Origin of the sequence: Streptomyces scabichelini (assembly GCF_011045015.1) — a bacterium.
Taxonomy (GTDB): domain Bacteria; phylum Actinomycetota; class Actinomycetes; order Streptomycetales; family Streptomycetaceae; genus Streptomyces; species Streptomyces scabichelini.
Window position 1 is genome coordinate 25,149 of sequence record NZ_JAAKZY010000045.1, and the last position, 24,404, is coordinate 49,552.

Genomic DNA, 24,404 nt, shown 5'->3' on the forward strand with positions numbered 1-24,404 from the left:
AGGGATCCCCATGCCGCAGCGCCTGCATGACAGTCGCGGTGACGGTGAGCGGACGCTTGGCCGTACCGTCGGGGCGGATCACCCGCTATTACATCCGGAAACCCGCAGGCCCTCGCAATGCGGCGGCGAGCTCCTTGATCCGGGCGACTGGTACGGGCACACCGGGCGCCTGCTGGGCCCAGGCCACGAATTCCTTGGCGGTGAGGCCGGACGGCGGCTGTCCCACGTACGGGATGGCGTACAACGGGGTGTTGGGTTCGCTGCGCCAGCTGTCGGCCAGTGTGCCGAGGTCTACCGCATCGAAGCCGAGGACGTCCAGCAGGTCGGCCACCTCCTTCTTGGCGTCCGGGTCGTCGCCGGAAAGTGGGAGCGCGGTGCGGTCGGGGGCTCCGGTCGGGCGGAACAGCTCCATCAACTGCTTGGGGCCGATGTTGTGCAATGCCTTCACCACCTGGGCATCTGCGAGGTGGCGCTGCACCAGTTCGCTGGAGGTCAGCTCGTTGCTGTCGAGTTCCGGCACTTCGAAGTTGGAATTTGGCGCGTAGTTCATCGGGTCGATCACGGTCTTGCCGGCAAGCTCCGCCCGGGGCAGCTGCTCGTAGGCGGCCAGCGGTACGGATGCGATGACCAGATTGCCGGCGCTTGCTGCTTCGGCCGGGGTGGCCGCGCGGGCCCGCTCGCCGAGCTCCGCAACGAGATCGGCCAGCGTCTCGGGGCCGCGTGAGTTGCTCAGGACGACGTTCAGGCCGGCGTCGACGGCGCGGCGGGCGGCCCCGAGGCCGACCATGCCGGTGCCGATGACGCCGAGGGTTGTTGTGCTCACTCTGTTCTCCGTTCGCATTTCCCCGCGTCGCGGCATCCAGCGGGTAGGACCGCTCTGGCGGGCTCGTACCCATCACAGCCGGAGTGACCTGCGCGAACAATGACCAGAAACGCTCGGCAGCAATCACATCGTGTGATAGATCGGGCAGATGGAACTGAGAGCGCTGCAGTACTTCGTGACCGTCGCCGAGGAGCTGCACTTCGGGCGCGCAGCGCAACGGCTGGGCATAGTGCAGCCGGCGGTGAGCCAGCAGATCGCCCGGCTCGAACGCGAGCTCGGCGTGCGCCTGCTCGACCGCACCTCACGCCGGGTACGGCTCACCCCGGCTGGCGACCGAGTGCTCGCTGCGGCCCGTAAGACCCTCGCTGCGGCGGCCCGGGTGCGGGTGGTTGCCGGAGAACCGGCGGCCGTCCTGCGGATCGGGGTGGCGTCCTGCGTCACTGGACGGCTCGACCGGGCGGTTGGCCGCTTGAGCGACAGCGAACGCCCCGCCGAGCCGAAACTGGTCGACCTGCCGGTGGCCGCGCGACTCGACGCCGTCCGCGACGGCGAGCTGGACCTGGCGCTGGTGCGGGGCGCGCTCACCTCCGCGGCGGTGACGGTGGTGCGCGCCTGGTCTGAGCCGCTGCACGCAGTGCTCGCGCGTGAACACCCCGCTGCCTGCAAGCCCGCGGTCAGCCTGCACGACCTCGATCCGTACGGTCTGCGGCTTCCCGCCCGCGACAGTGACCCGCCGATGCATGACGCGATCCTCGCCGCCCTGCCCGTGGCCCCACTGCGGCCGCCTGCCGGGGACATGCTCAACGTGCTGTTCGAGGTGAGCCGGGATACCGAGAGCTGGACGCTGATGCCGGCCGAGCAACTCGACGGGTCCCGCTCCGAGCGGCTGCTCCAGATGCCGCTCGACCCGCCGGTGACCGTCGATGGCCACGTCGTCACCTCACTGGCCACCCCGGAGCCGTGCGTGGCGTCGTACGTGACCGCGTTCGCGGATTGAACTTCCACCTCAGGCGAGTAGGCCTTTCCGGGAAGGAACGCCGCATCCCGCCCCGAACCAGCGGCAATACGCTGAGCTTGTTCTTGAGCTGGCCTCGAACGACGTCCCGAACGTGGCCGCTCGTACGAGAATTCCGGGGACGTGAACACGCGACGCTCCTGAACGACACGGTGGCGGCCGATGCCGCCTACGCGGCAACCGAGCCACTCTGCCCGGACTCGCAGCGGCCCGTCCCCTCCCACGACGTCTGGCTGCGGGCGGCCCGCACCGGCCTCGACGACCAGGACCTCGCCAAGGCCGCCCGCGCCTGCTTTGCCGCGGCCGACAGCGCCCTCGCCGTTCCCGGCACCCCGGCGGTCCTGCGGCATGTCCTGACCGATTTCGCCGAGCGCTACACAGAGCGCGGCCGTTCCCCCGCCCATGACCATCTGGACGCGCTCCGCCGCACCTGACCCCCGCAAAGGCATGCCATGACGAACGCCCCCACCTCCTGTACGGCCCGAAACGGGTCCACCGCCGCCCCCACTGCCACACCAGTCCCCGACGCATCCGCTGCCCCGGCAGACTCCGAGACGCCTCTGCGTACGCCCCAGACGCCGTCGGCCGCGGCCCGCACCGCGCTGGAGGCCGCCCGGCGCCGGACCCTGAGCCTGACCGACCCGGTCACCGACATGGACCTCACCGCCCAGCGCTCCCGGCTGATGTCCCCCCTGGTCTGGGACTTGGCCCACATCGCCAACCAGGAAGACCTGTGGCTGGTCCGCACGGCCGGCCGCCGCCCCGGAGTGCGCCGCGACCACGGCAGGTCAGCGCGTGGGCGTACCTCGCCGACGTGCCGATTTGCGGCTCCGCCGCGATGGGGGTCCCCCCGCTCGAGCGCAGCCGAGAGTGGGGAGCAACCAGCCCCCACCGGCCCGCAGGTTCATTACCGTTCTTCCAGCGGAGCGCTTAGCGTCGTGGCATGACCAGCGCCGCCACCTCCCGCACCCTCCCCGAAGCCCTCGCCACCGGCCCCATCGTCCTCGACGGCGGCCTGTCCAACCAGCTCGAATCGGCCGGGCACGACCTGAGCGACGAGCTGTGGTCGGCACGGCTGCTCGCCGAGCGGCCGGAGGCGATCGCTCAGGCTCATCTCGCGTACTTCGAGGCGGGCGCGAACGTGGCGATCACCTCCAGCTACCAGGCGACTTTCGAGGGGTTCGCCAAGCGCGGTCTCTCCCGCGAGCGCGCGGCCGAACTGCTCGGGCTGAGCGTGGAGTTGGCCCGCGAGGCCGCCCGGCGGGCCACGGCCGAGGGGGTGCGCCGACCGCTGTGGGTGGCGGCGTCGGCCGGTCCGTACGGGGCGATGCTCGCGGACGGTTCGGAGTACCGGGGGCGGTACGGGCTCAGCGTCGCCGAGCTTGAGCGGTTCCACCGGCCCCGGCTAGAGGTGCTGGCCGCCGCATCTCCTGACGTCCTGGCGCTGGAGACGGTGCCCGATGCCGACGAGGCGCGGGCGCTGCTCCGGGCGGTGCGCGGGCTCGGCGTACCGGCGTGGCTGTCGTACAGCGTCGCCGGGGACCGGACGCGGGCCGGGCAGCCGCTGGAGGAGGCCTTCGCGCTCGCCGCCGACGCGGACGAGGTGATCGCGGTGGGCGTGAACTGCTGCGCCCCGGACGACGTGGACGCCGCCGTGGAGACCGCCGCGCGGGTGACCGGCAAGCCGGTCGTGGTCTATCCGAACAGCGGCGAGTCCTGGGACGCCGAGGCCCGCGCCTGGAGCGGGCGCTCCACGTTCGCCGCCGAGCAGGTCGTCGGCTGGCAGCGGGCGGGGGCCCGGCTGATCGGGGGCTGCTGCCGGGTGGGGCCGGAGGCGATCGCGGGCATCTCGGGGGCGCTCAAGGCCGGTTGACGTTCGCGGAACGGTCGCCAGGGGCACATACCGGAACTCCCGTAACTCCGGTGAAGCACAGGCTCAACGAGGCCTTCACGGCGGGGTGATGAAGTCCCCGTACCCGTACGCCGATCACGGAGGTCCGCCTTGAGCGAGGTGCAGCCGCCCACGCAGGAGCAGTTGGACGCGTACGTCCGGACGAGGCTGGCGCTGGCCGGGTTCGATCTGACGCTGCTCCCCGAGAAGGCGGACCCGGAGAGCGGGGTACCCACGCGGGACCAGGTGCTCGCCTCGCTGCGGTCGTTCGTGGCGTCCACGCCGGGTGCGATAGCCGGGTGGTCCGCGTCGGCGGAGAGTCCCGTGTACGCCCAGCAGGCCGCGCCCCCGCTTCTCTATCCGTCGATCACGGAGGCCTGGACGGGGAAGGCGGACGGCCGATGAGCCGATCCCCCATCCGATCCCTCAACCGGCGGATTTTTCTGGCAAGTTCGGCGGCGGTGGCGAGCGGTCTTGCCCTGCAGAACACGAGTCCGGCGAGCGCCGCGGGCTCGTCGAACGCCACGGGCTCGGCGAACGCCGCGGGTTCAGCGAGCACCGCGGGAGCCGCGACCGTACGCATCCCCGACATCGACGTACGAGAGGCCGCCCGGCAGGACCCCTCCGAAGCCACCCTCGCCGAGGCCGTCGTCCTCATGCGGCGCGGAAAGCTGACGGCGACGGAACTCGTCCAGGCGTACCTGGAGCGGATCGAGCGCCATGACGCCACCTACCAGGCGTACGCAGAGGTCACCGGCGAGGCGGCCCTCGAAGCGGCGCGCGCGGCGGACCGTGGCTCCGTGGGCGTACTGGGCGGCATCCCTGTCTGCATCAAGGACAACTACTTCACCGACGGCGTGCCCACCCGCTGCAACTCCCTCATCTTCGAGAACTTCGTCCCGGACGAGGACGCCACCGCCGTGGCCCGGCTGAGGGCGGCCGGCGGAATCGTCCTCGGCAAGGGACAGATGGGGCCGCTGGCCACGACCCGGGCCACCAAGCCGAACGGTACGGTCACCACGGTCAACGCCTGGACGCCCGACGACCCGGCCGTCGACCCCGGGGGCTCCTCGACCGGGCCCGCCTGCGCGGTGGCCGGGCGCCTCGCCTCGTCGTCCATCGGTACCCAGACGGGCGGCTCCATCGTGCTGCCGTCCAACCAGCAGAACCTGACGGGCCTCAAGCCCACCATGGGCCGGGTGTCCCTGCACGGCGTGATCCCCCTGTCCTTCACCCGTGACCACGCGGGCCCGCTCGCCCGCGACGCCATGGATGCGGCGATCATGCTGCAGATCATGGCGGGACCCGACTCCCGTGACCCGCGCACACAGGGTCTTCCGGCCGTGCCCGATCTCGTGAAGTCCGCAACTCCGGTCGTTTCGAAGGCCGTTCGCATACGCCGGGCCACGAGGATCGGTGTCCCCGCCGACTACCTCGCCGACCGGAAGGAGTTGCGCGGCAGCTTCCTCGACCAGTTGGACGCGATCCGGGGTGTAACCCTGGTCGACGTCACCTACCCGGCCGACTGGACACTTCTGACCGGCACCTTCAACGCGGCCCGCCTCGCCGAACGCACCGAGCCCTTCCGGCACTGGCTGCGCGAGGACCCGGCCAAGTTCGGTGTGTCACTGCTGAGTTGGCTCCAGGGCCTGATGCTCTCGGGCGACGAGTGGATCACGGCCCAGCGAGCCAAGAACCACCTTCTGAGGGAGGTCCTCGACGGCCCTCTGAGCGACTGCGACGTCCTGCTCCAGACCGGCCCCGTCCCCTTCGACATCCTCGGCCTCCCGGAGATCGCCTTCCCCATCGGCTTCGACAGCGCGGGCGTCCCGGTCGGCACGATCCTCGGCGGTCACCCCTACGAGGAGGACCGGCTGCTGGAGGTCGCCGCGGCGTACCAGGCGCTCACCGACTGGCACACCCGCCGCCCACCCGACCCCACGACAAAGCCCGCGCTGCGCTCGGCGGGCGCCCGGCCCCGCCTCTCGGCGAAGGAGGCCGCCGAGAGGTCGGCGTAGGTGTCAAGGCGCCGTCACTGTCGCGGCGGTCGTGCAGGCTGAGAGCCCTCGGCGGACTGGTTTGTCTGTGCCCGACAGCCGCCGCCCGCCGGCGGTCTCCTCGCCCCACTGCCCGTACACCACCGCACCGCACCGAGGGCCTCCTCGCCCCCTCCCTATGATGTGCCTCTGGACTTCTACGGCGTTGCGCTCGCACCAGTGCGTGACACAGGCCACAGGAACTCCTCCCGTGTCGCGGAGAGAAGTGGTCGTGAGGGACTCAGAAAACGATGTGCGTCGCCGTGTGCGCGAGGGGGACCGAGAGGCGTTCGCCCTGCTGTACGAGCAGTTCGCCCGCGCCGTCTACAACCACGGGCTGCGATTGACGGGCGACTGGTCGACAGCCGAAGAGATCATGTCCGAAACGTTCCTGACCGCATGGCGGACCCGCGTGCGGGTGCAGGAGGACGGCGGCTCCCTGCTGCCCTGGCTGCTGGGCATCGCCACCCACAAGGCGGACAACGCCCGCCGGGGAGTCCGCAGACGGCAGTTGTTCCTGGCGCGTCAGCCGCAGCCACGTGTGGAGGAGGACTTCGCGCCCCGGACGATCGGGCGCATCGACGACGCACGGTACTTGCGTGCCGTGCAGACCGCGCTGGGACGGCTGCGGCGTCAGGAGCGGGAAGTACTGGCCTTGTGCGTGTGGTCCGGCCTGGACTACCAGCAGACGGCCGAAGCGCTGGGCATCGCCGTCGGAACCGTACGGTCCCGCCTTTCGCGTGCCCGCAAGAAGCTCGCTCACCTCGCGGAAGAAGACCGGGAACCACGCACCGCCCGCGGAGAGATGACAAGTGCGGCCGCGATCGCGGCCCTGCCCGTACGGGAGGAGCTCACATGAACGACGACACCACCGGCACTTCCCCGGAGCGGCACGGCGACCGCGAGGAGATCGCCCGCCTGCTCCCGGCCCCGGCCGACTGGGACCTTCCGCGCGAGCAGCACCTTCGTCACAGGGACCTTCTGATGCACCACATCGACCACGACCAGGTCGCCCGTACCCGGCCGGCCCGCCGACTGCTGCGGCCCGCGGTCCTGGCGCCGGCGACCGCTCTGGCCCTGGCCTGCGCGGTGACCGCGGGGATCGTGCTGACCGGCGGTGACCCGGCGCCCGCCGACACCGCGTCGCACCGTGCGGCCACGGACATGCAGCCCGCCGCCGCGCTCCTGGACCGGATCTCCGACGCCACGGAGACGCGCGTCGGCCTCACGGTGCGCGACGACCAGTTCGTTTACACCAGGGAGAAGACCCGTGGCGCCGACCTGACCAGCGGGAAGGCCGTCCTCGGCCCGCTGATGGACCGTGAGGTGTGGGCCGCTCAGGAGCCGGGGCCCCTGCGGAAGCTCGGCCTGGTCCGGGAGGACGGTGAGACGTTGCCCATCAACGCCGAACTCGGTGACACCGAGGGCACACCCGCCGGTATCAACCGGCCCACCCACCGCTGGCTCAGCTCGCTGCCCACCGACCCCGGCAAACTGCTGACCTATCTGTACGCCAAGACCCCGCAGGCCGATGGACGGGAACGTGACCAGGCGGTGTTCGAGCAGATCGGATCTTTGCTCGGCGGGGTGATGCCACCCCGTACGGCCGCCGCCCTCTACCGGGCCGCGGCGAAGATCCCCGGTGTCACCCCGGCCCCTCAGGCCCGCGACGCGATCGGTCGCAAGGGCCTCGGTATCGCCCGCGACGACACGCGGTACAGCATCCGGACCGAGTGGGTCTTCGACGAGAAGGACTTCGCCTTCCTGGGCTCCCGCAGCTACCTGACCAAGGACGCCCCATACGGAAAGGCCGGGACCCTGCTGTCCAGCGCGGCCGAGCTGGAACACGCCGTCGTCGACGAAGCCGGCCGGCAGCCCACCGACGCGGAGCGGACACAGACCAGGCGCCAAAGCTGACCGTTGACCACCGGAGGCGGGGCTGCGGCGCAGGCCGCAGTGCCGCCCCAAGGGCGGCCCCGGGGCTCGGCCGGCGGGCGCTCTGCGCATCCGTGAGCCGCCGCAGCGTGATGCTGCGGCGGCCTCGTTCGTCGGACCCGTCACATCGGAATGACTCGGCTAGGACGCGCCGAAGTCCGGAATGGTGAGCGACCCGTCCTCGGCGAGCGGGAATCCGGGGTTGTGCGCGATCTCCCAGGCGTGGCCGTCCGGGTCGACGAAGGCTCCGGAGTAGAAGCCGACGGCATTGGTGGCCGCGGGCTTGGTGATGGTTGCTCCGGCCCGTTCCGCCGCCGCCAGCAGGTCGTCGACCTCGGCATCGGAGCGGACGTTGTGCGCCAGGGCGATCCCGCCGAAGCCGGCTGCCGCTCCGTCCGTCAGCCCGCAGTCCCGCGCGAGCTTGTCGCGGCCCCACAGGACCAGGGCCAGACCGCCCGCCTGGAAGAAGACGGTCTCTTCGACCTCTTGCCCCCGCCAGCCCAGGGCTTCATAGAAGGCCCGGGAGCGCGCCACATCAGAAACTCCCAGCGTGACCAGACTGATGCGCTGTTCCATACGAGCCATGCAACGACGTTAACGCAGCCTGCGGGGCGATTCAGAGACTTGCCTCCCGGACCCTCCCGGACCCTCCCGGGCCCTCTCGGACACACCAAGCCCCGCCTGTTCGACATTTCGAAAGTTTCGGTTCTCAGGGATTCCCACTGAACACCGCCCCTTCCACGAAGAGTTCCGACGGCCTTAATGTAGGAAGCGCTTTCTAAGCGGTCGACGCCCTCCCGCGTGCCAGACCGTGGTGATTCGAAAACTTTCGCTGGCCCTCGGGACGGGGCCGGAGAGGTGGGGCTTCCATGGTGCGTACCGGGAGCGTGGCCGGGCCGACACTCGCGGTCGTCGCCCGCGAGGCCGGCGTGTCCGTGCCGACGGCGTCGAAGGTGGTCAACGGCCGGGAGGACGTGGCGCCGGAGACCCGCCGCCGGGTCACCGAGGCGCTCGACCGCCTTGGTTACGTACGCAGACCGCGGTTCGACGCGGCGAAGTCGCCGGGCCTTGTCGATCTCGTCGTGCACTCGCTGGACTCCTCCTGGTCGGGCGCGGTCCTGCACGGCGTGGAGGAGGCGGCGCACGATGCGGGCCTGGAGGTGGTGGTGTCTGCGGGTCTGACCCGGACGCGCGGCGGCCGCCCCGAGCGCGGCTGGCTGGACAAGCTCTCCACACGCGGCTCCGCCGGAGTGCTGTTCAACCTGGCGGAGCTGACCCAGTCCCAGTACGCCTGGCTGGACCAGCACCGCATCCCGTTCGTCCTGATCGACCCGGTGATCGATCCGCCGCCCGGCGTTGTCTCGGTGGGCGCCGCCAACTGGCAGGGCGGCGTGACGGCCACCGAGCACCTGCTCGCCCTCGGCCACGAGCGGATCGCGGTCATCGCCGGATACCGGCGCAAGATGTGCAGCAGCGCCCGTGTCGCCGGTTACCGCTCGGCGCTCGCGGCGGCCGGCATCCGCCACCGTCCCGAGTACGTCCGTTACGCCGGCTTCAACGAGATCACCGCCCACCGCCGCATGCTGGAACTCCTCGACCTCCCCGAGCCGCCCACAGCCGTCTTCGTCTGCTCGGACAAGATGGCCCTCGGCAGCTACCGGGCCCTGGCCGAACGGAAGTTGAGCGTCCCCGACGACATGAGCGTGGTCGGCTTCGACGATCTGCCCGAGGCCCACTGGGCCGCACCCCCGCTGACCACGATCCGCCAGCCCCTGTCGGAGATGGCCGCGACCGCGCTGCGCCTGCTGGTCCGGATCATGGCGGGCGAGCGGCCGGAGGGCACACGGACGGAGCTGTCCACCCGGCTGGTGGTGCGGGAGAGCACGGGGAAACCACCGGGGTCCGCCTTAGGGCTCCCGGGGTCCGACTGAGGGTTCCCGGGGACTCCCGGGGTCCGTCTGAGGGCTTCCGGCGTCCGTCTGAGGGCTGAAGGACCTACGCCAGCCCCGCCGCCCACCTGATGCCGCCGAGCAGATGCGCCCGGAAATCCGGGTCCTCGTACGCCTCCGAGGCATGCCCGAGCGCGGTGTAGAAGACCCGCCCGGCCCCCTGCTCCCGGCACCACACCAGCGGATGGTCGTCGCCCATCGCGCCTCCGTCGTACGAGGACTCGTCGGCCGAGGCGAGCACCCGCACCGATCCCCGCGGGTTCGACCGGAAGTCGTACCACTCGTCGGTGAACTCCCAGGCGGCGGGCAGGTGTCGGGTCGCCGGGTGCTCGCGGTCCTCGACGAGGAGCTTGCCCGGCTGGTGGTCGGGATGGCGGGCGAAGCGGGCGCCGAGCAGTTCGCCGTAGTACGGCCAGTCGTACTCGGTGCAGGCCGCCGCGTGCACCCCGACGAAGCCGCCGCCCGCCTCGACGTACGCGGCGAGGTACTCACGTCCCGCGGGCCACAGGACGTCACCGCTGGTGGAGAGGAAGACGACAGCCGCGTACGGGCCGAGGGGCGCGTCGAAGAAGCCGGGGTCCTCCGTGGCGTACACCGTGAAGCCGTGCGCGGCGCCGAGGGAGCGTACGGCCGCGATGCCGTCCGGGATCGACTCGTGCCGGTAGGCCGTGGTGCGGGTGTAGAGGAGTACGCGGGGCTCGAGGTGCGCTGCTGCCATGGCATCCGACTTTATGTGCCGAGCGGGGCGGGCCCCAGCGAGGCAAGGGGCCGAAAATTTCGGATCAGCGGCTCGTGAGAACCGGTGGCCCTCGGCTCAGCCCGTCGCGCCCACCTCGTTGTTCGGCGCCCCGTCGCCGACCGGTGGCAGGTCTCCGCGTTCGACCGGCTCGGTGGCGGTGGCCGACGGGGCCGGCGGAAGGAGAACCTCCAGTTCTGCCGCGTTCGGGCGGCGGACGGACTGGGCGGCCGCACGCAGGACGTCGCGGCCGATCGCGCTCGGTGCGCCGCTGAGCCGGACGACATGCCCCTTCCCGGTTACGGCGTACTCATGGGCTCCGGTGGTGCTGCGATACCAGAGATCGCCGTCCCGCTCGCATGCGACTGGCTCGCCCGCGATGTCGCCGGGTTGCTGATCCGGACAGGTCGCGGCGGTGATGGTGCCGCGGTCCACAGTGAGCTGGAGCTGCGCGCCGGTCTTCGACCCCACGTACACGCTGGAGAAACCGTCGCCCCCGTACACCCCCACCGACCGCTCGGCCGGCGTGAAGTCGGGAGCCACGGTGACGTACACATGCTCCGGCGCGACGCTCAACGCCCTTGCGCGGGTGGCGAGTGCGGCAGGGCGCGCACGGTACGGATCATGCACGTCATCCTGCCGCACAGATGTTCCCCTCGTCCTTCAAAGACTCACGGTTCACGCGGCCCCTGATCCAGGCGGTACGGCGGATAGACGTCCGTCAGCAGCGTCGCGTACGCCACCACCCGCATCACCCAGCGGTGCAGCCCCACGTTGAGGTCGTACATGCCGCGCGGATAGCGGCCGGTGAACAGCAGCGCGACGCCCGCGTAGAAGGTCAGCAGGCCCACGAGGCCGCCCGCGAGGCCGCCGCCGCCCGCGAAGACGGCGACCACGAACACCTGTGGCAGCACCAGGAGCCACCACTTGACGAGAACGAGGCCGCGGGAGAGCTGTTCGGGATGGGTGATCTCCAGGTGGGCCGGATAGTCGGGCACGTCCGCCAGCGTGAAGGGCGGGTAGCGGTCCGTGCCGAGGGTTCCGTACGCGTAGTACGACACCCGCCAACTCCAGCGCAGCACCCCGACGTTGAAGTCGAACAGGGCGCGCGGATAGCCACCGGTGATCAGGATCGCGAAGAAGGCGATCACGGTGACGACCAGGAAGGCGATCCAGAGGAAGGCGAGGACGACGTAGTGCGGGATCGCCAGCAGCCACTTCACCAGCCATAACCAGCGGGACGGGCCGGCGTCGTACACCGTTTCCAGGGTGACCGGACTCTTCAGGGTGACCGCACTCTTCGGGCGGTCCCCGAGCGCGGTGGTCACGTCGGACATGCCGTTCATCTCCCCCCAGGGGCGGAACAGATCCGCCCGCTTTCGCCCACATACGGGCTTTCTATCCGTGTACAGGTGGGTGGAGGGCCGTGCAAGGTTCTGGACCAGGACACGTCCGATTCCTACAAGACCGTGCGCCAACGGCCTTCCTACGGTGGTCGCATGACTCCACGATTCGACCTCATCGGCATCGTCGTCTCCGACCTGTCCGCATCGCTCGCCTTCTACCGCCGCCTCGGCCTCGTCTTCCCGGAGGGCGCCGAGGAGCAGCCGCACGTCGAGGCCCAGTTGCCCGGCGGGCTGCGCTTCGCGCTCGACACCGAGGAGAGCGTCCGCGCGTTCCACGCCGACTGGCAGCCGCCGGCGGGCGGCGGCCGGATCGGGCTGGCCTTCCTGTGCGACAGCCCGGCCGACGTCGACACCACGTACGACGACCTGGTGAACGCCGGCTACCGGACGGAACTCAAGCCGTGGGACGCCCCCTGGGGCATGCGGTACGCCATCGTGCACGACCCGGACGGCAACGGCGTGGACCTGTTCGCCCGGCTAGCGTCCGAGTAGCTCACCCAGGGGCGCGCCCGCCAAGTCCCGTACGTCGCGGGCGAGATGGGCCTGGTCGGCGAAGCCGGCGCGGGCCGCGGTGTCCGCCAGGGGGACTCCGTCCCGGGCGAGGGTGAGCGCGCGTTGCAGGCGCAGTACCCGGGCCAGCGTCTTGGGGCCGTAGCCGAACGCGGACAGGGAACGGCGGTGCAGTTGCCGTTCGCTCCAGCCCAGCGCGCCCGCGGTCAGGGCGACGGAGTAGCCCGCGGACACGGCCGTCACGATCTCCCGCAGCCGTGGATCGGGCGGCTCGGCGTCGGCCGCGCGGCCAAGGGCCACCGCTTCGAGCGCGGCGGCGGGATCGTCCGCCGAGTCGACCCGCTCGGTCAGCCGCCGCACCTCCCCGGAGGGCCACAGGTTCGCCAGGTCCACGCGCTGGTCGCGCAGTTCATGGGCCGGTACGCCGAGATAGGCGGGCGCGGTGCCGGGGAAGAACCGGACGCCCGCATAGCGGACGGCCACGGGTTCCTGCCCTCCGTGCGCGTGTGTGTCGGGTCCCGCGACGAAGAGCCGGCCCTCCGTCCACAGCAGGTCCATGCAGCCGTCGGGCAGCACCGGTGCGGCGTCACCCGGCGCTGTGGTGCGGGTCCACACGACCGCACCCGGCAGCCGGGACGCCCACTCGGCGTACCGGGACCGCTCTGCGTGCACCTACAAAAGGTTACGCGCGCAGCCCGGCCCGGGTCCGGTGTTCCTGCGGGCTGACCCCGTACACCCGCTTGAAGGCGCTGGACAGGGCGAACGCGCTGCCGTAGCCGATCTGGCGGGCGATCGCGCCGATGGTCTCGTCGGTGTCCCGCAGCCGGTCCGCGGCGAGGGCGAGGCGCCAGCCGGTCAGATACGTCATCGGGGGCTCGCCCACGAGCTCGCTGAAGCGGCGGGCGAGCGCGGCCCGGGAGACGCCCGCCTTCACGGCGAGCGAGGCGACCGTCCAGGGATGCGCCGGATCGTCCTGGAGGAGGCGCAGCACCCGGCCCACGACGGGGTCCGCGAGAGCCTGGTACCAGGCCGGCGCCTCGGCCTCCGGGCGCGAGAACCAGACCCGTAGCGCGGCGATGACCAGCAGGTCGAGCAGCCGGTCGAGGACGACCTCCTGGCCGGGCTCGTCGCGCACGATCTCCTCGAGGATCAGCGGGGTGAGCGGGCACTCCCACTCGTCGGAGGTCAGGCTGAGCAGGGGTGGCAGGGCGTCGAGCAGCCGCCCGCTGATCTCGCCCTGCATGGTGTACGTCCCGATCAGGATGACCGTGGAGCCGTCGAGCCGGTCGCCCCAGGTGCGGACGCCGAGGTCCATGACCCCGTTCAGGGAGCGGCCGTCGGGATAGAAGCACTCGGCGCCCGGCAGGATCAGCGCCTGCGGCACGGTCGAGGGGTCGTCGGCGCAGGTGTACGGGTCCGGGCCGCGCGCGATGGCCAGGTCACCGGCCCTCAGCCGCAGCCGCTCCCCCTTGTCCGGCGTGATCCAGGCGTCGCCGCGGACCATGAGCATCACCGTGAGCGGGGCCCGGTCCTCGATTCGTAGGCACCACGGTGGATCGAAACACGCTCGGATCATGAAGGCGCCGCGCGCGCGTGGGCCCTCCAGAAGACCTGCGAGTGCGTCCATGACCTCAGAGTAGACGCGCGCTTATAGGAACGAGAGGTTCAGCGATGTTCCCTTTTCGCGCAGGGCAGTTCACTGGATTTCATGACAGAGAACACGCGGAACAAGACGCTGTTGGTGACGGGAGCCTCGGGCAAGACGGGGCGCAGGGTGGCGGAGGCCGCGCAGGCCGCGGGATTCGACGTACGGGCCGCGTCGCGCGGTGGCGCGGTGCGCTTCGACTGGGCCGACTCCTCCACGTGGGACGAGGCGCTGCGCGGCGCCGACGCGGCGTATCTGGCGTATCCGGGGGACGTCGGTGCGCCCGGCGCGGACGAGAGCATCGCTGCCCTGGCACGGCGGGCGCTGGCGCTCGGCGTACGGCGGCTGGTGCTGCTGTCGGCGCGCGGTGAGCCGCAGGCGGAGCCGACCGAGCGGGCGGTGCGCGAGTCGGGTGCCGAGTGGACGGTCGTGCAGGCGGACTGGTTCATGCAGAACTTCAGTGAGGGGCTGCTGCTGGAGGGGGTGCGCGGTGGTGAGTTCGTGTTCCCGGCGGGCGAGGTGCAGGTGCCGTTCATCGACGCGCGGGACATCGCGGACATCGTGGTGAAGGCGCTCACCGACTCCTCGTACGTGGGGCGGACCCTGGAGATCACCGGGGCGCGGCTGCTGTCCTTCCGTGAGGCCATGGCGGAGATCTCCGCCGCGGCGGGCCGGGAAATCCGCTACGTGCCGGTGTCCTTCAAGGAGTACGGCGCCATGCTGACCGACTTCGGGCTGCCGGCCGAGGAGGCCGCCTCCCTGCTGGAGGTCTTCGAGACGCTGCTCGACGGCAGCAACGCGCAGACCACCGACGGGGTCGAGCAGATCCTGGGCCGCGCCCCGCGCGACTTCACGGACTTCGCGCGGGAGCACGCGGCGCAGGGGGTGTGGAAGGTCTAGGACCGGCGAGGGTCAGTGCGGCGCCGGCGGTTCGTCCCCGTTCTTGGGAGAGCTCTTGGCGTGCGTGCGCAGTCGTGAGGTGACGTCCTCCGGGGGGAGGAAGCGGGACCAGCGCTCCGGGAACTCGGAGGGCATGTCCGGAGGGTCGTCGGGGTCGGCGCTCCGAGCCGCGGCCGCGCGGGCCACGAAGTCGGCGGCCTGCGCGGCGCGCAGCTGTTCGTTGACGGCGCGCGCGGCGGCCGTGGCGGCGGCCGGCCAGACCCGGTCGATGGCCGCGTTGACGGCCGCCCCGACGAGCACGGCGAAGGCCGAGACGCCGATCCACAGCAGCACAGCGACGGGTGCGGCCAACGAGCCGTAGATCGTGGGCCCTTCGACCGTGTTGGCCAGGTAGAAACGCAGCAGGAAGCTGCCGAGGACCCACATGCCGAGCGCGACCAGGGCGCCGGGCACATCCTCGATCCACGGGGACCGCACCGGCACGGACACGTGGTAGAGGGTCGTCAGGAAGACGATGGACAGAACGATGACGACGGGCCAGTACAGGACCTGCACGACGGTCGTCGACCACGACACGATGTTCACCACGGCGTCCGGGCCCGCGACCATCAGCGGCAGCGCGATCGAGCCGATCAGCAGCGCCACGAGGAACAGCAGGAACGCCATCAGCCGGGTCTTGACGATGCCGCGCACCCCGTCGAGGCCGTACATGACGGTGATGGTGTCGATGAAGACGTTCACCGCGCGCGAGCCCGACCACAGGGCGAACAGGAAGCCGATGGAGATGACGTCGGGCCTGCCGCCCTTCATCACGTCGTGCAGGATCGGCTCGGCGATCTGCGAGACGCCCTTGTCGGACAGGACGGTGCGGGAGGCCTCCAGGATGTTGGTCTCCAGGCTGGCGATGGTGTCGGCGCCGGTCCAGTCGTCGACGTAGCCGAGCAGGCCGATCATGCTCAGCAGCAGCGGCGGCACGGAAAGGAGCGTGAAGAAGGCGGCTTCGGCCGCCAGACCCAGGATCCGGTACTCGATGCAGGAGTTGACGGTGTCCTTGAGCAGCAGCCAGGCGGTCCTCCGTTTGGAGACATTCCGGTAGAGAGCACGTGCCCGGTGAAGCCGACCGGACGGGCTCTCTGGCGTTTCACTTGCTGGCTGCACGCTCCTAACCGTATCTGCCGCGACGTGCCTTTCTCACCCTCCGCACTCGAAGGTGACTGCCGCCCTACCCGGGGGTAGTTTTCCTCACATGGCAACCGGCACCCACGAAGTGACCAACCAGGCTCCGCCTCTGCTCGGCTATGACGTCTTCGGCGCCGACCGGGTCCTGACGGAAGCGGTCGAGCGGCATCTCGCCCCCGGGCTGCTCGACGAGGCGCGCGAGGAGCTGTCGTCCCTGGGGCGTACGGCTGGTTCCGCGCAGGTCCAGGAGTGGGGTGTGCTGGCGAACGAGAATCCGCCCAGGCTGCGCACGCACGACCGCTACGGTCACCGCATCGACGAGGTCGACTTCCATCCGTCCTGGCACCGGCTGCTCGGCAAGGGCGTCGCGGCGGGCCTGACGGCGGCGTGGGTGCGCCCTGGCGGGCATGTGCGGCGTGCGGCCGGGTTCCTGATCTGGACGCAGGTCGAGGCGGGCAACGGCTGCCCGCTGTCGATGACGCACGCGGCGGTGCCCGCGCTGCGCACGGACCCGGAGCTGGCGGCCGAGTGGGAGCCGCGGCTCACGTCCACCGTCTACGACCAGGAGCTGCGGCCCGCGTCCCAGAAGGCCGGCGCGCTCTTCGGCATGGGCATGACGGAGAAGCAGGGCGGCAGCGACGTACGGGCGAACACGACTCAGGCGCGACCGCTCGCCGAGGACGGGACGTACGAGCTGACGGGCCACAAATGGTTCTGCTCGGCCCCGATGTCGGACGGTTTTCTCGTGCTGGCGCAGGCACCGGACGGGTTGACGTGCTTCCTGGTGCCGCGCGTGCTGGAGGACGGCACGCGGAACGTGTTCCGCATCCAGCGGCTCAAGGACAAGCTGGGCAACCGGTCGAACGCGTCGAGCGAGGTCGAGTTCGACGGGACCTGGGCGCGCCGGGTCGGGGACGAGGGGCGTGGGGTGCGCACGATCATCGAGATGGTCGCGGTGACCCGCCTTGACTGCGCGCTGGGCGCCGCCTCCCTGATGCGGCAGGCGGTCGCGCAGGCCGTGCACCACTGCACCTACCGCGAGGCCTTCGGCGGCAGGCTGATCGACAAGCCGCTGATGCGCAACGTACTGGCCGATCTGGCACTGGAGTCCGAGGCCGCGACGACGCTGTCGCTGCGGCTGGCCGCGGCGTACGACGACGGGAGCGAGCGGGAGCGGGCGTTCCTGCGGCTCGCGGTGCCCGCCGCGAAGTACTGGGTGACCAAGCGCTGCACTCCGGTCGTGGTCGAGGCGTCGGAGTGCCTGGGCGGCAACGGGTACGTGGAGGAGTCCGGCATGCCGAGGCTGCTGCGTGAGTCGCCGCTCAACTCCATCTGGGAGGGCGCGGGCAACGTCCAGGCGCTGGACATCCTGCGGGCCATACAGCGCGAGCCGCACGCCCTGAACGCCTACCTGGAGGAGATCGGCCGGGCACGCGGCGCCGACCACCGGCTGGACGGCGCGATCAAGAACCTGCTCGCCGAACTCGCCGACCTGGAGGGCATCGAGGGCCGCGCCCGGCGCCTGGCCGAGCGGATCGCCCTGGTGCTCCAGGGTGCTCTGCTGGTCCAGTACGCGCCCCCGGAGGTCGCCGACGCGTTCTGCGCGTCACGCCTCGGCGGGGACTGGGGAACGGCGTTCGGGACCCTGCCGCACAGCCTGGACCTGGCCTCGGTGGTGGAGCGGGCTCGACCCGTCTCCTGAGCGGGCCGTACCGGGGGCCGTACCAGACCCTCCCTCTCGTACCACGTATTCCGGCGTATTCGACCAGGCCCGGCCACACCTGACGTACCATCCTTCCCACGGCTCCCCCACACTGTCTCCCTCGGTTCAACGCACTGATCGCGAGAGGCAGTTGGCCGCCAACGCGGGAGGAACAATGGCGTATCGAGGCAGGCACCGCCGTCGGAGGAAGGGGCGCGCACTGCGGGCGAGCCTGGCCGGGACCGCCCTCGCGCTCACCGTCGCCGCGGGCTTCATCAGTACGTCGCAGGCCGCGAGCAGCGACAACCCGGGCGGCCTCACCGCAATCACCTCGTCGGCCGAGACGGACAAGCTCCAGCTGCGGGAGAACCTGGCCGACGCCGACACGCTCGGCACCCTCGAGAACGGGATGGGCGGGAACGTCGGCGTGGACGGCGTTCTGAAGGACGCCAACCACTCGATGCGCGACAAGGCCGGCTGCGCCGCCACCGAGAAGGCCGCGCTGCCCGCCGAGCCGGCCGCCACGCGCGCGTACTGCTGGGAGGACGGCGACGCGCAGACCCAGAAGTGGCTGCCCCGGTCCGTGACCACCTCCGGGGACTCCGACGAGGACGGCAGGTGGGGCTCCAACCGCGTGATCCTGTCCGGCTGGACGCACAACGACCGGATGGCGGACACACCCGAGGAGGACAAGGGCCTCGCCCGCGTCGCCTTCATCGACGCGAACGACCCGGACAACCTCAAGTACCGCTGGGTCCTGCTGGTCGCCCCGCTGGACGGCGGCAAGGACTTCGAGGCCGTCCGCTCCCGCATCGGCGGCATGGTCTGGTACCAGGACAAGCTGATCGTCACCGCGAAGAACGGCGCCGCCGGCGACAACGCCCTGTTCGTCTTCGACATGAACCGCATCCTGCGCGCCGACGTCGTCAGCGACGAGGTCGGCAAGGTGAAGGACGGCTGGTCCGCACACCGCTACCGGTACGTCATGCCGGCCATGGGCTCGTACAGCCTCACCGGCGGCGCGTGCGACGCCACCACGAACGACGAGGTCCCCTGCCTCGCCTCCGTCTCACTCGACCGCACGTCGACGCCGGACAGCCTGGTCGCGAACGAGTGGTTCCGCTCGGACAGCGGCGAACCGGCCCGCGTGTGGCGCTACGACTACAGCACCGCGAGCGACCGCACGGGCCTGCTCGCCGTCGACAGCGGCGGGCGCGTCAACGCCGACGAGGCGTACGAGACCGAGGCCGTCGGTCTGCGGGGCGTGCTCTCGCACCGACCGGGCGGCGCGAGCGAGCCGAACTGGTACGGCGGTCACGCACCGGACGCCCATGGCAAGCACGGCACGCTCTGGCGGCAGAACGAGAGCACGGCCAAGGCCGCGAAGTGCGGTGCGGGCGAGTCGTACGCCTGCTGGGGGCAGCACACGGAGTCGATGTCGTACTGGCAGGAGACCGGCGAGTTGTGGACGCTGACCGGACGGACGCCGAACCACGGCAACGGGGGACAGTCGAACGCCGCCGCCGAACGGGTGTTGTACGCGGTGCCGCTGTCCTCGGTCGACCGCTCATTGGAGTGAGCCGTTCTTTTGAAGCGCGGCTCCCCTTCGTGGTTCGCTTGCCCTTATGAGCATCCCTGTCACCACTTGGTCACTGGAGCAGACCTCTCCGGCCGACCTGCGGCCCGCCGCCGAGCCGGCCGACGACGTCCGGATCGTGCGCTCCGAGGTGCCCTCACCAGAGTTCAGCCGCTTCCTGTACAGCTCGGTCGGCGGCGACATCCGCTGGACGGACCGGCTCGGCTGGACGTACGCCCAGTGGCAGAAGGACCTCGACAGGCCGGGAGTCGAGACCTGGGTCGCGTACGAGCGCGGGACGCCCGCGGGATACGTACAGCTGGACCCGCAGGACGAGGGCGTCGTCGAGATCCTCTACTTCGGGCTGATCCCGGCCTTCCGGGGCCGGCGGATCGGCGGACACCTCCTCTCGTACGGGGTCGCGCGCGCCTGGGACCTGGCCGAACGCTGGCCGGGCAGGCCGCCGACCAAGCGGGTCTGGCTGCATACATGCAGCAAGGACGGGGAGCATGCGATGGACAACTACCTGCGTCGCGGCTTCAAGCTCTTCGACACCAAGGTGGAGGAGGAGCCGGACATCCCCACCGCCGGCCCCTGGCCCGGGGCGCTGGCTGTCTGACCTGGTGAGATGAGAAAAACGCAAGGCCGGGGTCCGGTCTTGTGACCAACAACACCCTTGTCTCACAGTACGGGACAAGGGTGTCCGCATCTTGGACAAAGCTGGACTGAGTCCAGATCGACGTGACACGCTTCCGTCATGTCTGGAACTGGAATCGCCTTGGTGAGTCGACGGCACGTCGACCTCGGCCGCATGTCCAGCGCCATCTGTCCGGCGAGCTGAGCACTCTCCAGCACCGCCGACATTCTCCCTTTTGCCTCGCCTGCGCAAAGATGCGCGCGTATGCCCGCATGCGCCCTGTGCGCAGGTCAGAGTAGCTTTCCCCCGCCTGTCCCGAAGGACGTAATCATGGCCGCCACCCCACAGAAGCCTGCTGCCGCCGCGCCCCGCCGCAAGGTGAGCCGTCACCGCGGCGAGGGCCAGTGGGCCGTGGGTCACTACACCCCGCTCAACGGCAACGAACAGTTCAAGAAGGACGACGACGGTCTCAACGTACGGACACGTATTGAGACGATCTACTCCAAGCGGGGCTTCGACTCGATCGACCCCAACGACCTGCGCGGCCGGATGCGCTGGTGGGGTCTCTACACCCAGCGCAAGCCCGGGATCGACGGCGGCAAGACCGCGATCCTGGAGCCGGAGGAGCTGGACGACAAGTACTTCATGCTGCGGGTGCGGATCGACGGCGGCCGGCTCACCACCGAGCAGCTGCGGGTGATCGGCGAGATCTCGCAGGAGTTCGCGCGCGGCACCGCCGACCTCACCGACCGGCAGAACGTCCAGTACCACTGGATCCGTATCGAGGACGTCCCGGAGATCTGGGAGCGGCTGGAGGCCGTGGGTCTTTCGACGACCGAGGCCTGCGGTGACACGCCCCGCGTCATCCTCGGCTCGCCCGTCGCCGGGATCGCCGAGGACGAGATCATCGACGGCACCCCGGCCATCGACGAGATCCACCGCCGGGTCATCGGCAACAAGGACTTCTCGAACCTGCCCCGCAAGTTCAAGACCGCGATCTCCGGCTCGCCCCTGCTCGACGTGGCGCACGAGATCAACGACGTCGCCTTCGTCGGCGTGAACCACCCGGAGCACGGCCCCGGCTTCGACCTCTGGGTCGGCGGTGGCCTCTCCACCAACCCCAAGATCGGCCAGCGGCTTGGCACTTGGGTCCCGCTGGACGAGGTCGCGGACGTCCACATCGGCGTCCTCTCGATCTTCCGCGACTACGGCTACCGGCGCCTTCGTACGAGGGCCCGGCTGAAGTTCCTGGTCGCCGACTGGGGCGTCGAGAAGTTCCGCCAGGTGCTGGAGGACGAGTACCTGAAGCGGAAGCTCGTCGACGGCCCTGCGCCCGACCAGCCCGTGGAGCGCTGGCGCGACCACGTCGGAGTGCACCGGCAGCAGGACGGCCGCTTCTACGTCGGTTTCGCGCCGCGCGTGGGCCGGGTGGACGGCACGACCCTCACGAAGATCTCCGAGCTGGCCGAGGCACACGGCTCGGGCCGGCTGCGCACCACCGTCGAGCAGAAGATGATCGTGCTCGACGTGGACGAGTCGAAGGTCGCCTCGCTCGTCGAGGGCCTGGAGGCGCTCGACCTGACCACCAAGCCCTCGCCGTTCCGGCGCGGCACGATGGCCTGCACCGGCATCGAGTACTGCAAGCTCGCGATCGTCGAGACCAAGGCGCGCGGGTCCTCGCTGATCGACGAACTCGAGCGCCGCATCCCCGAGTTCGACGAGCCGATCACCATCAACATCAACGGCTGCCCGAACGCCTGCGCCCGTATCCAGGTCGCGGACATCGGTCTCAAGGGCCAGTTGGTCCTGGACGACGAGGGCAACCAGGTCGAGGGCTTCCAGGTGCACCTCGGCGGCGCACTCGGTCTTGAGGCCGGTTTCGGCCGCAAGGTCCGTGGCCTGAAGGTCACTTCGGAGGAACTGCCGGACTATGTCGAGCGGGTCCTCAAGCGCTTCCAGGAGGAGCGCGAGGACGGCGAGCGATTCGCCACGTGGGCCGCGCGGGCCTCCGAGGAGTCGCTGTCATGAGTGAGCGCGCGGCGCCGTTCTACTGCCCGTACTGCGGCGACGAGGACCTGCGTCCGAGCGAGCAGGGCCACGGGGCCTGGGAATGCGGAGCGTGCAATCGAGCCTTCCAGTTGAAGTTCCTCGGGCTGCTGTCCCGGGGGCTTCAGCCCACAAACGGTGGAGGGGACGAGATATGACGACGGTTCAGGCAGAACCGGACATCGAGAGTGATCAGAACGATCCGGACGCAGCGCTGAGGGCGCTCGCCGAGCAGGCGGGCCGCGACCTCGAGGACGCGTCCGCGCTGGAGATCCTCCAGTGGGCCGCCAAGACCTTCGGCAAGAAGTTCTGTGTGACGTCCTCCATGGAGGACGCGGTCGTCGCCCACCTCGCCGCCCGCGCCATGCCCGGCGTGGACGTCGTGTTCCTCGACACCGGCTACCACTTCCCCGAGACCATCGGCACCCGGGACGCGGTCGAGGCCGTGATGGACGTCAACGTCATCACGCTCACCCCGCGCCAGACCGTGGCCGAGCAGGACGCCGAGTACGGGCCGAAGCTGCACGACCGCAACCCCGACCTGTGCTGCGCGCTGCGGAAGATCAAGCCTCTGGAAGAGGGGCTGACGAAGTACAGCGCCTGGGCCACGGGCCTGCGCCGCGACGAATCCCCGACCCGGGCCAACACCCCGGTCGTCGGCTGGGACGAGAAGCGCCGCAAGGTCAAGATCTCGCCGATCGCCCGCTGGACGCAGGACGACGTCGACGAGTACGTCGCCGAGCACGGGGTCCTCACCAACCCGCTGCTCATGGACGGTTACCCCTCCGTGGGCTGCGCCCCCTGCACCCGCCGAGTACTCGAGGGCGAGGACGCGCGCGCCGGCCGCTGGGCAGGCCGCGCCAAGACCGAGTGCGGGCTGCACGACTGACCATGGCCGTGCCCTCGACGACTCCGACGTTTTCGACGACTCCGATGAACCAGGAGAACCAAGTGACCGGAGCCACCATCTGGCTCACGGGTCTGCCGAGCGCCGGCAAGACCACGATCGCGTACGAACTGGCCGACCGGCTGCGTGCGGAGGGCCACCGCGTCGAGGTGCTCGACGGCGACGAGATCCGTACGTTCCTGACGGCGGGCCTCGGCTTCAGCCGCGAGGACCGGCACACGAACGTGCAGCGCATCGGCTTCCTCGCCGACCTGCTCTCCCGTAACGGCGTCAAGACGCTGGTGCCGGTGATCGCGCCGTACTCGGACAGCCGTGAGGCGGTGCGCAAGCGCCACATGGCCGGCGGGACCGCGTACCTCGAGGTGCATGTCGCCACTCCGGTCGAGGTGTGCTCCGAGCGTGATGTGAAGGGGCTGTACGCCAAGCAGGCGGCGGGCGAGATCTCCGGACTCACCGGGGTCGACGATCCGTACGAGGAGCCCGAGTCGCCCGATCTGCGCATCGAGTCGCACAACCAGACCGTGCAGGAGTCCGCGGCCGCGCTGCATGCGCTGCTCACCGAAAGGGGTCTCGCATGACGACCGTCGCCACTGTCTCCGAGGAGGCGGCCAGCCCGTACACGCTGTCGCACCTGGACGCTCTGGAGTCCGAGGGCGTGCACATCTTCCGTGAGGTGGCGGGTGAGTTCGAGCGGCCGGTGATCCTGTTCTCCGGTGGCAAGGACTCGATCGTCATGCTGCATCTGGCGCTGAAGGCGTTCGCCCCGGCGGCGGTCCCGTTCTCGCTGCTGCACGTGGACACCGGGCACAACTTCCCCGAGGTCATCGAGTACCGCGACCGCGTGGTGGCCGAGCACGGTCTGCGGCTGCATGTCGCCTCCGTGCAGGACTACATCGACGCCGGCAAGCTGCGGGAGCGGCCTGATGGCACGCGCAATCCGCTGCAGACCGTTCCGCTCACGGAGAAGATCCAGTCCGAGCGGTTCGACGCGGTGTTCGGCGGCGGGCGCCGGGACGAGGAGAAGGCCCGCGCCAAGGAGCGCGTCTTCAGCCTGCGGGACGAGTTCTCGCAGTGGGACCCGCGCCGTCAGCGGCCCGAGCTGTGGAACCTCTACAACGGCCGGCACGCACCCGGCGAGCATGTCCGCGTGTTCCCGCTGTCCAACTGGACCGAGCTGGACGTCTGGCAGTACATCGCCCGCGAGAAGATCGAACTGCCGCAGATCTACTTCGCCCACCAGCGCGAGGTCTTCCAGCGGGCCGGCATGTGGCTGACCGCCGGCGAGTGGGGCGGCCCGAAGGACGCCGAGACCGTCGAGAAGCGCCTCGTCCGCTACCGCACCGTCGGCGACATGTCCTGCACCGGCGCCGTCGACTCCGACGCCACCACGCTGGACGCGGTGATCGCCGAGATCGCCGCCTCCCGGCTCACCGAGCGGGGCGCGACCCGCGCGGACGACAAGCTGTCCGAGGCCGCGATGGAAGACCGCAAGCGCGAGGGGTACTTCTAAA

General features: G+C 70.5%; 28 protein-coding genes. 20 read left to right on the forward strand and 8 right to left on the reverse strand.

The window, feature by feature from the left end; genetic code table 11:
* Positions 1–88 precede the first annotated feature (88 nt).
* Complete coding sequence (locus G5C60_RS16530; protein ID WP_165259853.1) at positions 89–841, reverse strand: NADPH-dependent F420 reductase; 753 nt, start codon at positions 839–841, stop codon at positions 89–91.
* A 130-nt stretch (positions 842–971) separates the two neighbouring features.
* Between G5C60_RS16530 and G5C60_RS16535 the strand changes: the two genes are divergently transcribed.
* The 8 genes from G5C60_RS16535 to G5C60_RS16570 all read left to right on the forward strand — a co-directional run bounded on the left by G5C60_RS16535 (position 972) and on the right by G5C60_RS16570 (position 7,682).
* Positions 972–1,820 carry a LysR family transcriptional regulator gene (locus G5C60_RS16535; RefSeq protein ID WP_165259855.1) on the forward strand — a complete coding sequence of 283 codons (849 nt, stop codon included), beginning with the start codon at positions 972–974 and terminating at the stop codon, positions 1,818–1,820.
* A gap of 83 nt (positions 1,821–1,903) precedes the next feature.
* A complete protein-coding gene (locus G5C60_RS16540) occupies positions 1,904–2,272 on the forward strand; it encodes a hypothetical protein (protein ID WP_206439614.1) in 369 nt (122 codons plus the stop codon).
* Positions 2,273–2,290: 18 nt separating this feature from the next.
* Complete coding sequence (locus G5C60_RS54145) at positions 2,291–2,785, forward strand: DinB family protein (RefSeq protein ID WP_165259857.1); 495 nt, start codon at positions 2,291–2,293, stop codon at positions 2,783–2,785.
* A complete protein-coding gene (mmuM, locus tag G5C60_RS16550) occupies positions 2,782–3,711 on the forward strand; it encodes a homocysteine S-methyltransferase (protein ID WP_165259859.1) in 930 nt (309 codons plus the stop codon). The genes G5C60_RS54145 and mmuM overlap by 4 nt, the downstream gene beginning before the upstream one ends.
* A 129-nt stretch (positions 3,712–3,840) precedes the next feature.
* Positions 3,841–4,134 (forward strand): hypothetical protein, encoded by a 294-nt coding sequence (locus tag G5C60_RS16555; RefSeq protein ID WP_206439615.1) that lies wholly within the window; start codon positions 3,841–3,843, stop codon positions 4,132–4,134.
* Positions 4,131–5,747, forward strand: coding sequence for an amidase (locus tag G5C60_RS16560; protein ID WP_165259861.1), 1,617 nt, complete (start codon positions 4,131–4,133; stop codon positions 5,745–5,747). The genes G5C60_RS16555 and G5C60_RS16560 overlap by 4 nt, the downstream gene beginning before the upstream one ends.
* A 271-nt stretch (positions 5,748–6,018) precedes the next feature.
* The gene (locus G5C60_RS16565) at positions 6,019–6,624 is read left to right on the forward strand and encodes a sigma-70 family RNA polymerase sigma factor (RefSeq protein WP_165259916.1); all 606 of its coding nucleotides are present in this window, start codon (positions 6,019–6,021) and stop codon (positions 6,622–6,624) included.
* Positions 6,621–7,682, forward strand: a complete 1,062-nt coding sequence (locus G5C60_RS16570) for a CU044_5270 family protein (RefSeq protein WP_165259863.1) — start codon at positions 6,621–6,623, stop codon at positions 7,680–7,682. Before G5C60_RS16565 ends, G5C60_RS16570 begins: the two co-directional genes overlap by 4 nt.
* Before the next feature lie 159 nt (positions 7,683–7,841).
* Here the strand turns inward: G5C60_RS16570 and G5C60_RS16575 are convergent, their stop codons facing one another.
* On the reverse strand, positions 7,842–8,276 hold the full coding sequence (locus tag G5C60_RS16575) for a VOC family protein (RefSeq protein WP_165259918.1): 435 nt from the start codon (positions 8,274–8,276) through the stop codon (positions 7,842–7,844).
* Between the two features lie 293 nt (positions 8,277–8,569).
* Here G5C60_RS16575 and G5C60_RS16580 point away from each other — a divergent pair, with 293 nt between their 5' ends.
* The gene (locus G5C60_RS16580; RefSeq protein ID WP_165259865.1) at positions 8,570–9,631 is read left to right on the forward strand and encodes a LacI family DNA-binding transcriptional regulator; all 1,062 of its coding nucleotides are present in this window, start codon (positions 8,570–8,572) and stop codon (positions 9,629–9,631) included.
* Between the two features lie 64 nt (positions 9,632–9,695).
* Here G5C60_RS16580 and G5C60_RS16585 read toward each other — a convergent pair whose 3' ends face one another.
* The 3 genes from G5C60_RS16585 to G5C60_RS16595 form a co-directional block, all read right to left on the reverse strand.
* Positions 9,696–10,367 (reverse strand): ThuA domain-containing protein, encoded by a 672-nt coding sequence (locus tag G5C60_RS16585; RefSeq protein WP_165259868.1) that lies wholly within the window; start codon positions 10,365–10,367, stop codon positions 9,696–9,698.
* A 96-nt stretch (positions 10,368–10,463) separates the two neighbouring features.
* Positions 10,464–11,030, reverse strand: coding sequence for a hypothetical protein (locus G5C60_RS16590; protein WP_165259870.1), 567 nt, complete (start codon positions 11,028–11,030; stop codon positions 10,464–10,466).
* Positions 11,031–11,056: 26 nt separating this feature from the next.
* The gene (locus G5C60_RS16595; RefSeq protein ID WP_165259872.1) at positions 11,057–11,722 is read right to left on the reverse strand and encodes a DUF4389 domain-containing protein; all 666 of its coding nucleotides are present in this window, start codon (positions 11,720–11,722) and stop codon (positions 11,057–11,059) included.
* A 162-nt stretch (positions 11,723–11,884) separates the two neighbouring features.
* Here G5C60_RS16595 and G5C60_RS16600 point away from each other — a divergent pair, with 162 nt between their 5' ends.
* Positions 11,885–12,283, forward strand: coding sequence for a VOC family protein (locus G5C60_RS16600; protein ID WP_165259874.1), 399 nt, complete (start codon positions 11,885–11,887; stop codon positions 12,281–12,283).
* On the opposite strand, the gene G5C60_RS16605 is transcribed toward G5C60_RS16600, so the two are convergent.
* Positions 12,269–12,973, reverse strand: a complete 705-nt coding sequence (locus tag G5C60_RS16605; RefSeq protein WP_165259876.1) for a helix-turn-helix domain-containing protein — start codon at positions 12,971–12,973, stop codon at positions 12,269–12,271. The genes G5C60_RS16600 and G5C60_RS16605 overlap by 15 nt on opposite strands.
* A gap of 10 nt (positions 12,974–12,983) precedes the next feature.
* The gene (locus G5C60_RS16610) at positions 12,984–13,928 is read right to left on the reverse strand and encodes an AraC family transcriptional regulator (RefSeq protein ID WP_165259878.1); all 945 of its coding nucleotides are present in this window, start codon (positions 13,926–13,928) and stop codon (positions 12,984–12,986) included.
* Positions 13,929–14,009: 81 nt separating this feature from the next.
* On the opposite strand from G5C60_RS16610, the gene G5C60_RS16615 reads away from it, so the two are divergent.
* The gene (locus G5C60_RS16615; RefSeq protein ID WP_165259880.1) at positions 14,010–14,846 is read left to right on the forward strand and encodes an NmrA family NAD(P)-binding protein; all 837 of its coding nucleotides are present in this window, start codon (positions 14,010–14,012) and stop codon (positions 14,844–14,846) included.
* A gap of 12 nt (positions 14,847–14,858) precedes the next feature.
* Here the strand turns inward: G5C60_RS16615 and G5C60_RS16620 are convergent, their stop codons facing one another.
* On the reverse strand, positions 14,859–16,004 hold the full coding sequence (locus G5C60_RS16620) for a YhjD/YihY/BrkB family envelope integrity protein (protein WP_165259882.1): 1,146 nt from the start codon (positions 16,002–16,004) through the stop codon (positions 14,859–14,861).
* Between the two features lie 88 nt (positions 16,005–16,092).
* Between G5C60_RS16620 and G5C60_RS16625 the strand changes: the two genes are divergently transcribed.
* From G5C60_RS16625 to cysD, 9 genes are all read left to right on the forward strand, one after another.
* Entirely contained in the window at positions 16,093–17,727 is a 1,635-nt protein-coding gene (locus tag G5C60_RS16625; protein WP_165259884.1) for an acyl-CoA dehydrogenase family protein, read from the forward strand.
* 175 nt (positions 17,728–17,902) lie between these two features.
* Entirely contained in the window at positions 17,903–19,306 is a 1,404-nt protein-coding gene (locus G5C60_RS16630; protein ID WP_165259886.1) for a hypothetical protein, read from the forward strand.
* Positions 19,307–19,352: 46 nt separating this feature from the next.
* Positions 19,353–19,922 carry a GNAT family N-acetyltransferase gene (locus G5C60_RS16635; protein WP_165259888.1) on the forward strand — a complete coding sequence of 190 codons (570 nt, stop codon included), beginning with the start codon at positions 19,353–19,355 and terminating at the stop codon, positions 19,920–19,922.
* Between the two features lie 138 nt (positions 19,923–20,060).
* Positions 20,061–20,144, forward strand: coding sequence for a putative leader peptide (locus G5C60_RS53690; protein WP_309486338.1), 84 nt, complete (start codon positions 20,061–20,063; stop codon positions 20,142–20,144).
* Positions 20,145–20,270: 126 nt separating this feature from the next.
* Positions 20,271–21,968 (forward strand): nitrite/sulfite reductase, encoded by a 1,698-nt coding sequence (locus G5C60_RS16640; protein ID WP_165259890.1) that lies wholly within the window; start codon positions 20,271–20,273, stop codon positions 21,966–21,968.
* Positions 21,965–22,144: a hypothetical protein gene (locus tag G5C60_RS16645; protein ID WP_165259892.1), complete on the forward strand. Its 180-nt coding sequence runs from the start codon at positions 21,965–21,967 to the stop codon at positions 22,142–22,144. The genes G5C60_RS16640 and G5C60_RS16645 overlap by 4 nt, the downstream gene beginning before the upstream one ends.
* Complete coding sequence (locus G5C60_RS16650; protein WP_165259894.1) at positions 22,141–22,875, forward strand: phosphoadenylyl-sulfate reductase; 735 nt, start codon at positions 22,141–22,143, stop codon at positions 22,873–22,875. Before G5C60_RS16645 ends, G5C60_RS16650 begins: the two co-directional genes overlap by 4 nt.
* Before the next feature lie 2 nt (positions 22,876–22,877).
* Positions 22,878–23,471, forward strand: coding sequence for an adenylyl-sulfate kinase (gene cysC, locus G5C60_RS16655; RefSeq protein WP_165259896.1), 594 nt, complete (start codon positions 22,878–22,880; stop codon positions 23,469–23,471).
* The gene (gene cysD, locus G5C60_RS16660) at positions 23,468–24,403 is read left to right on the forward strand and encodes a sulfate adenylyltransferase subunit CysD (protein ID WP_165259898.1); all 936 of its coding nucleotides are present in this window, start codon (positions 23,468–23,470) and stop codon (positions 24,401–24,403) included. The genes cysC and cysD overlap by 4 nt, the downstream gene beginning before the upstream one ends.
* Position 24,404 lies beyond the last annotated feature (1 nt).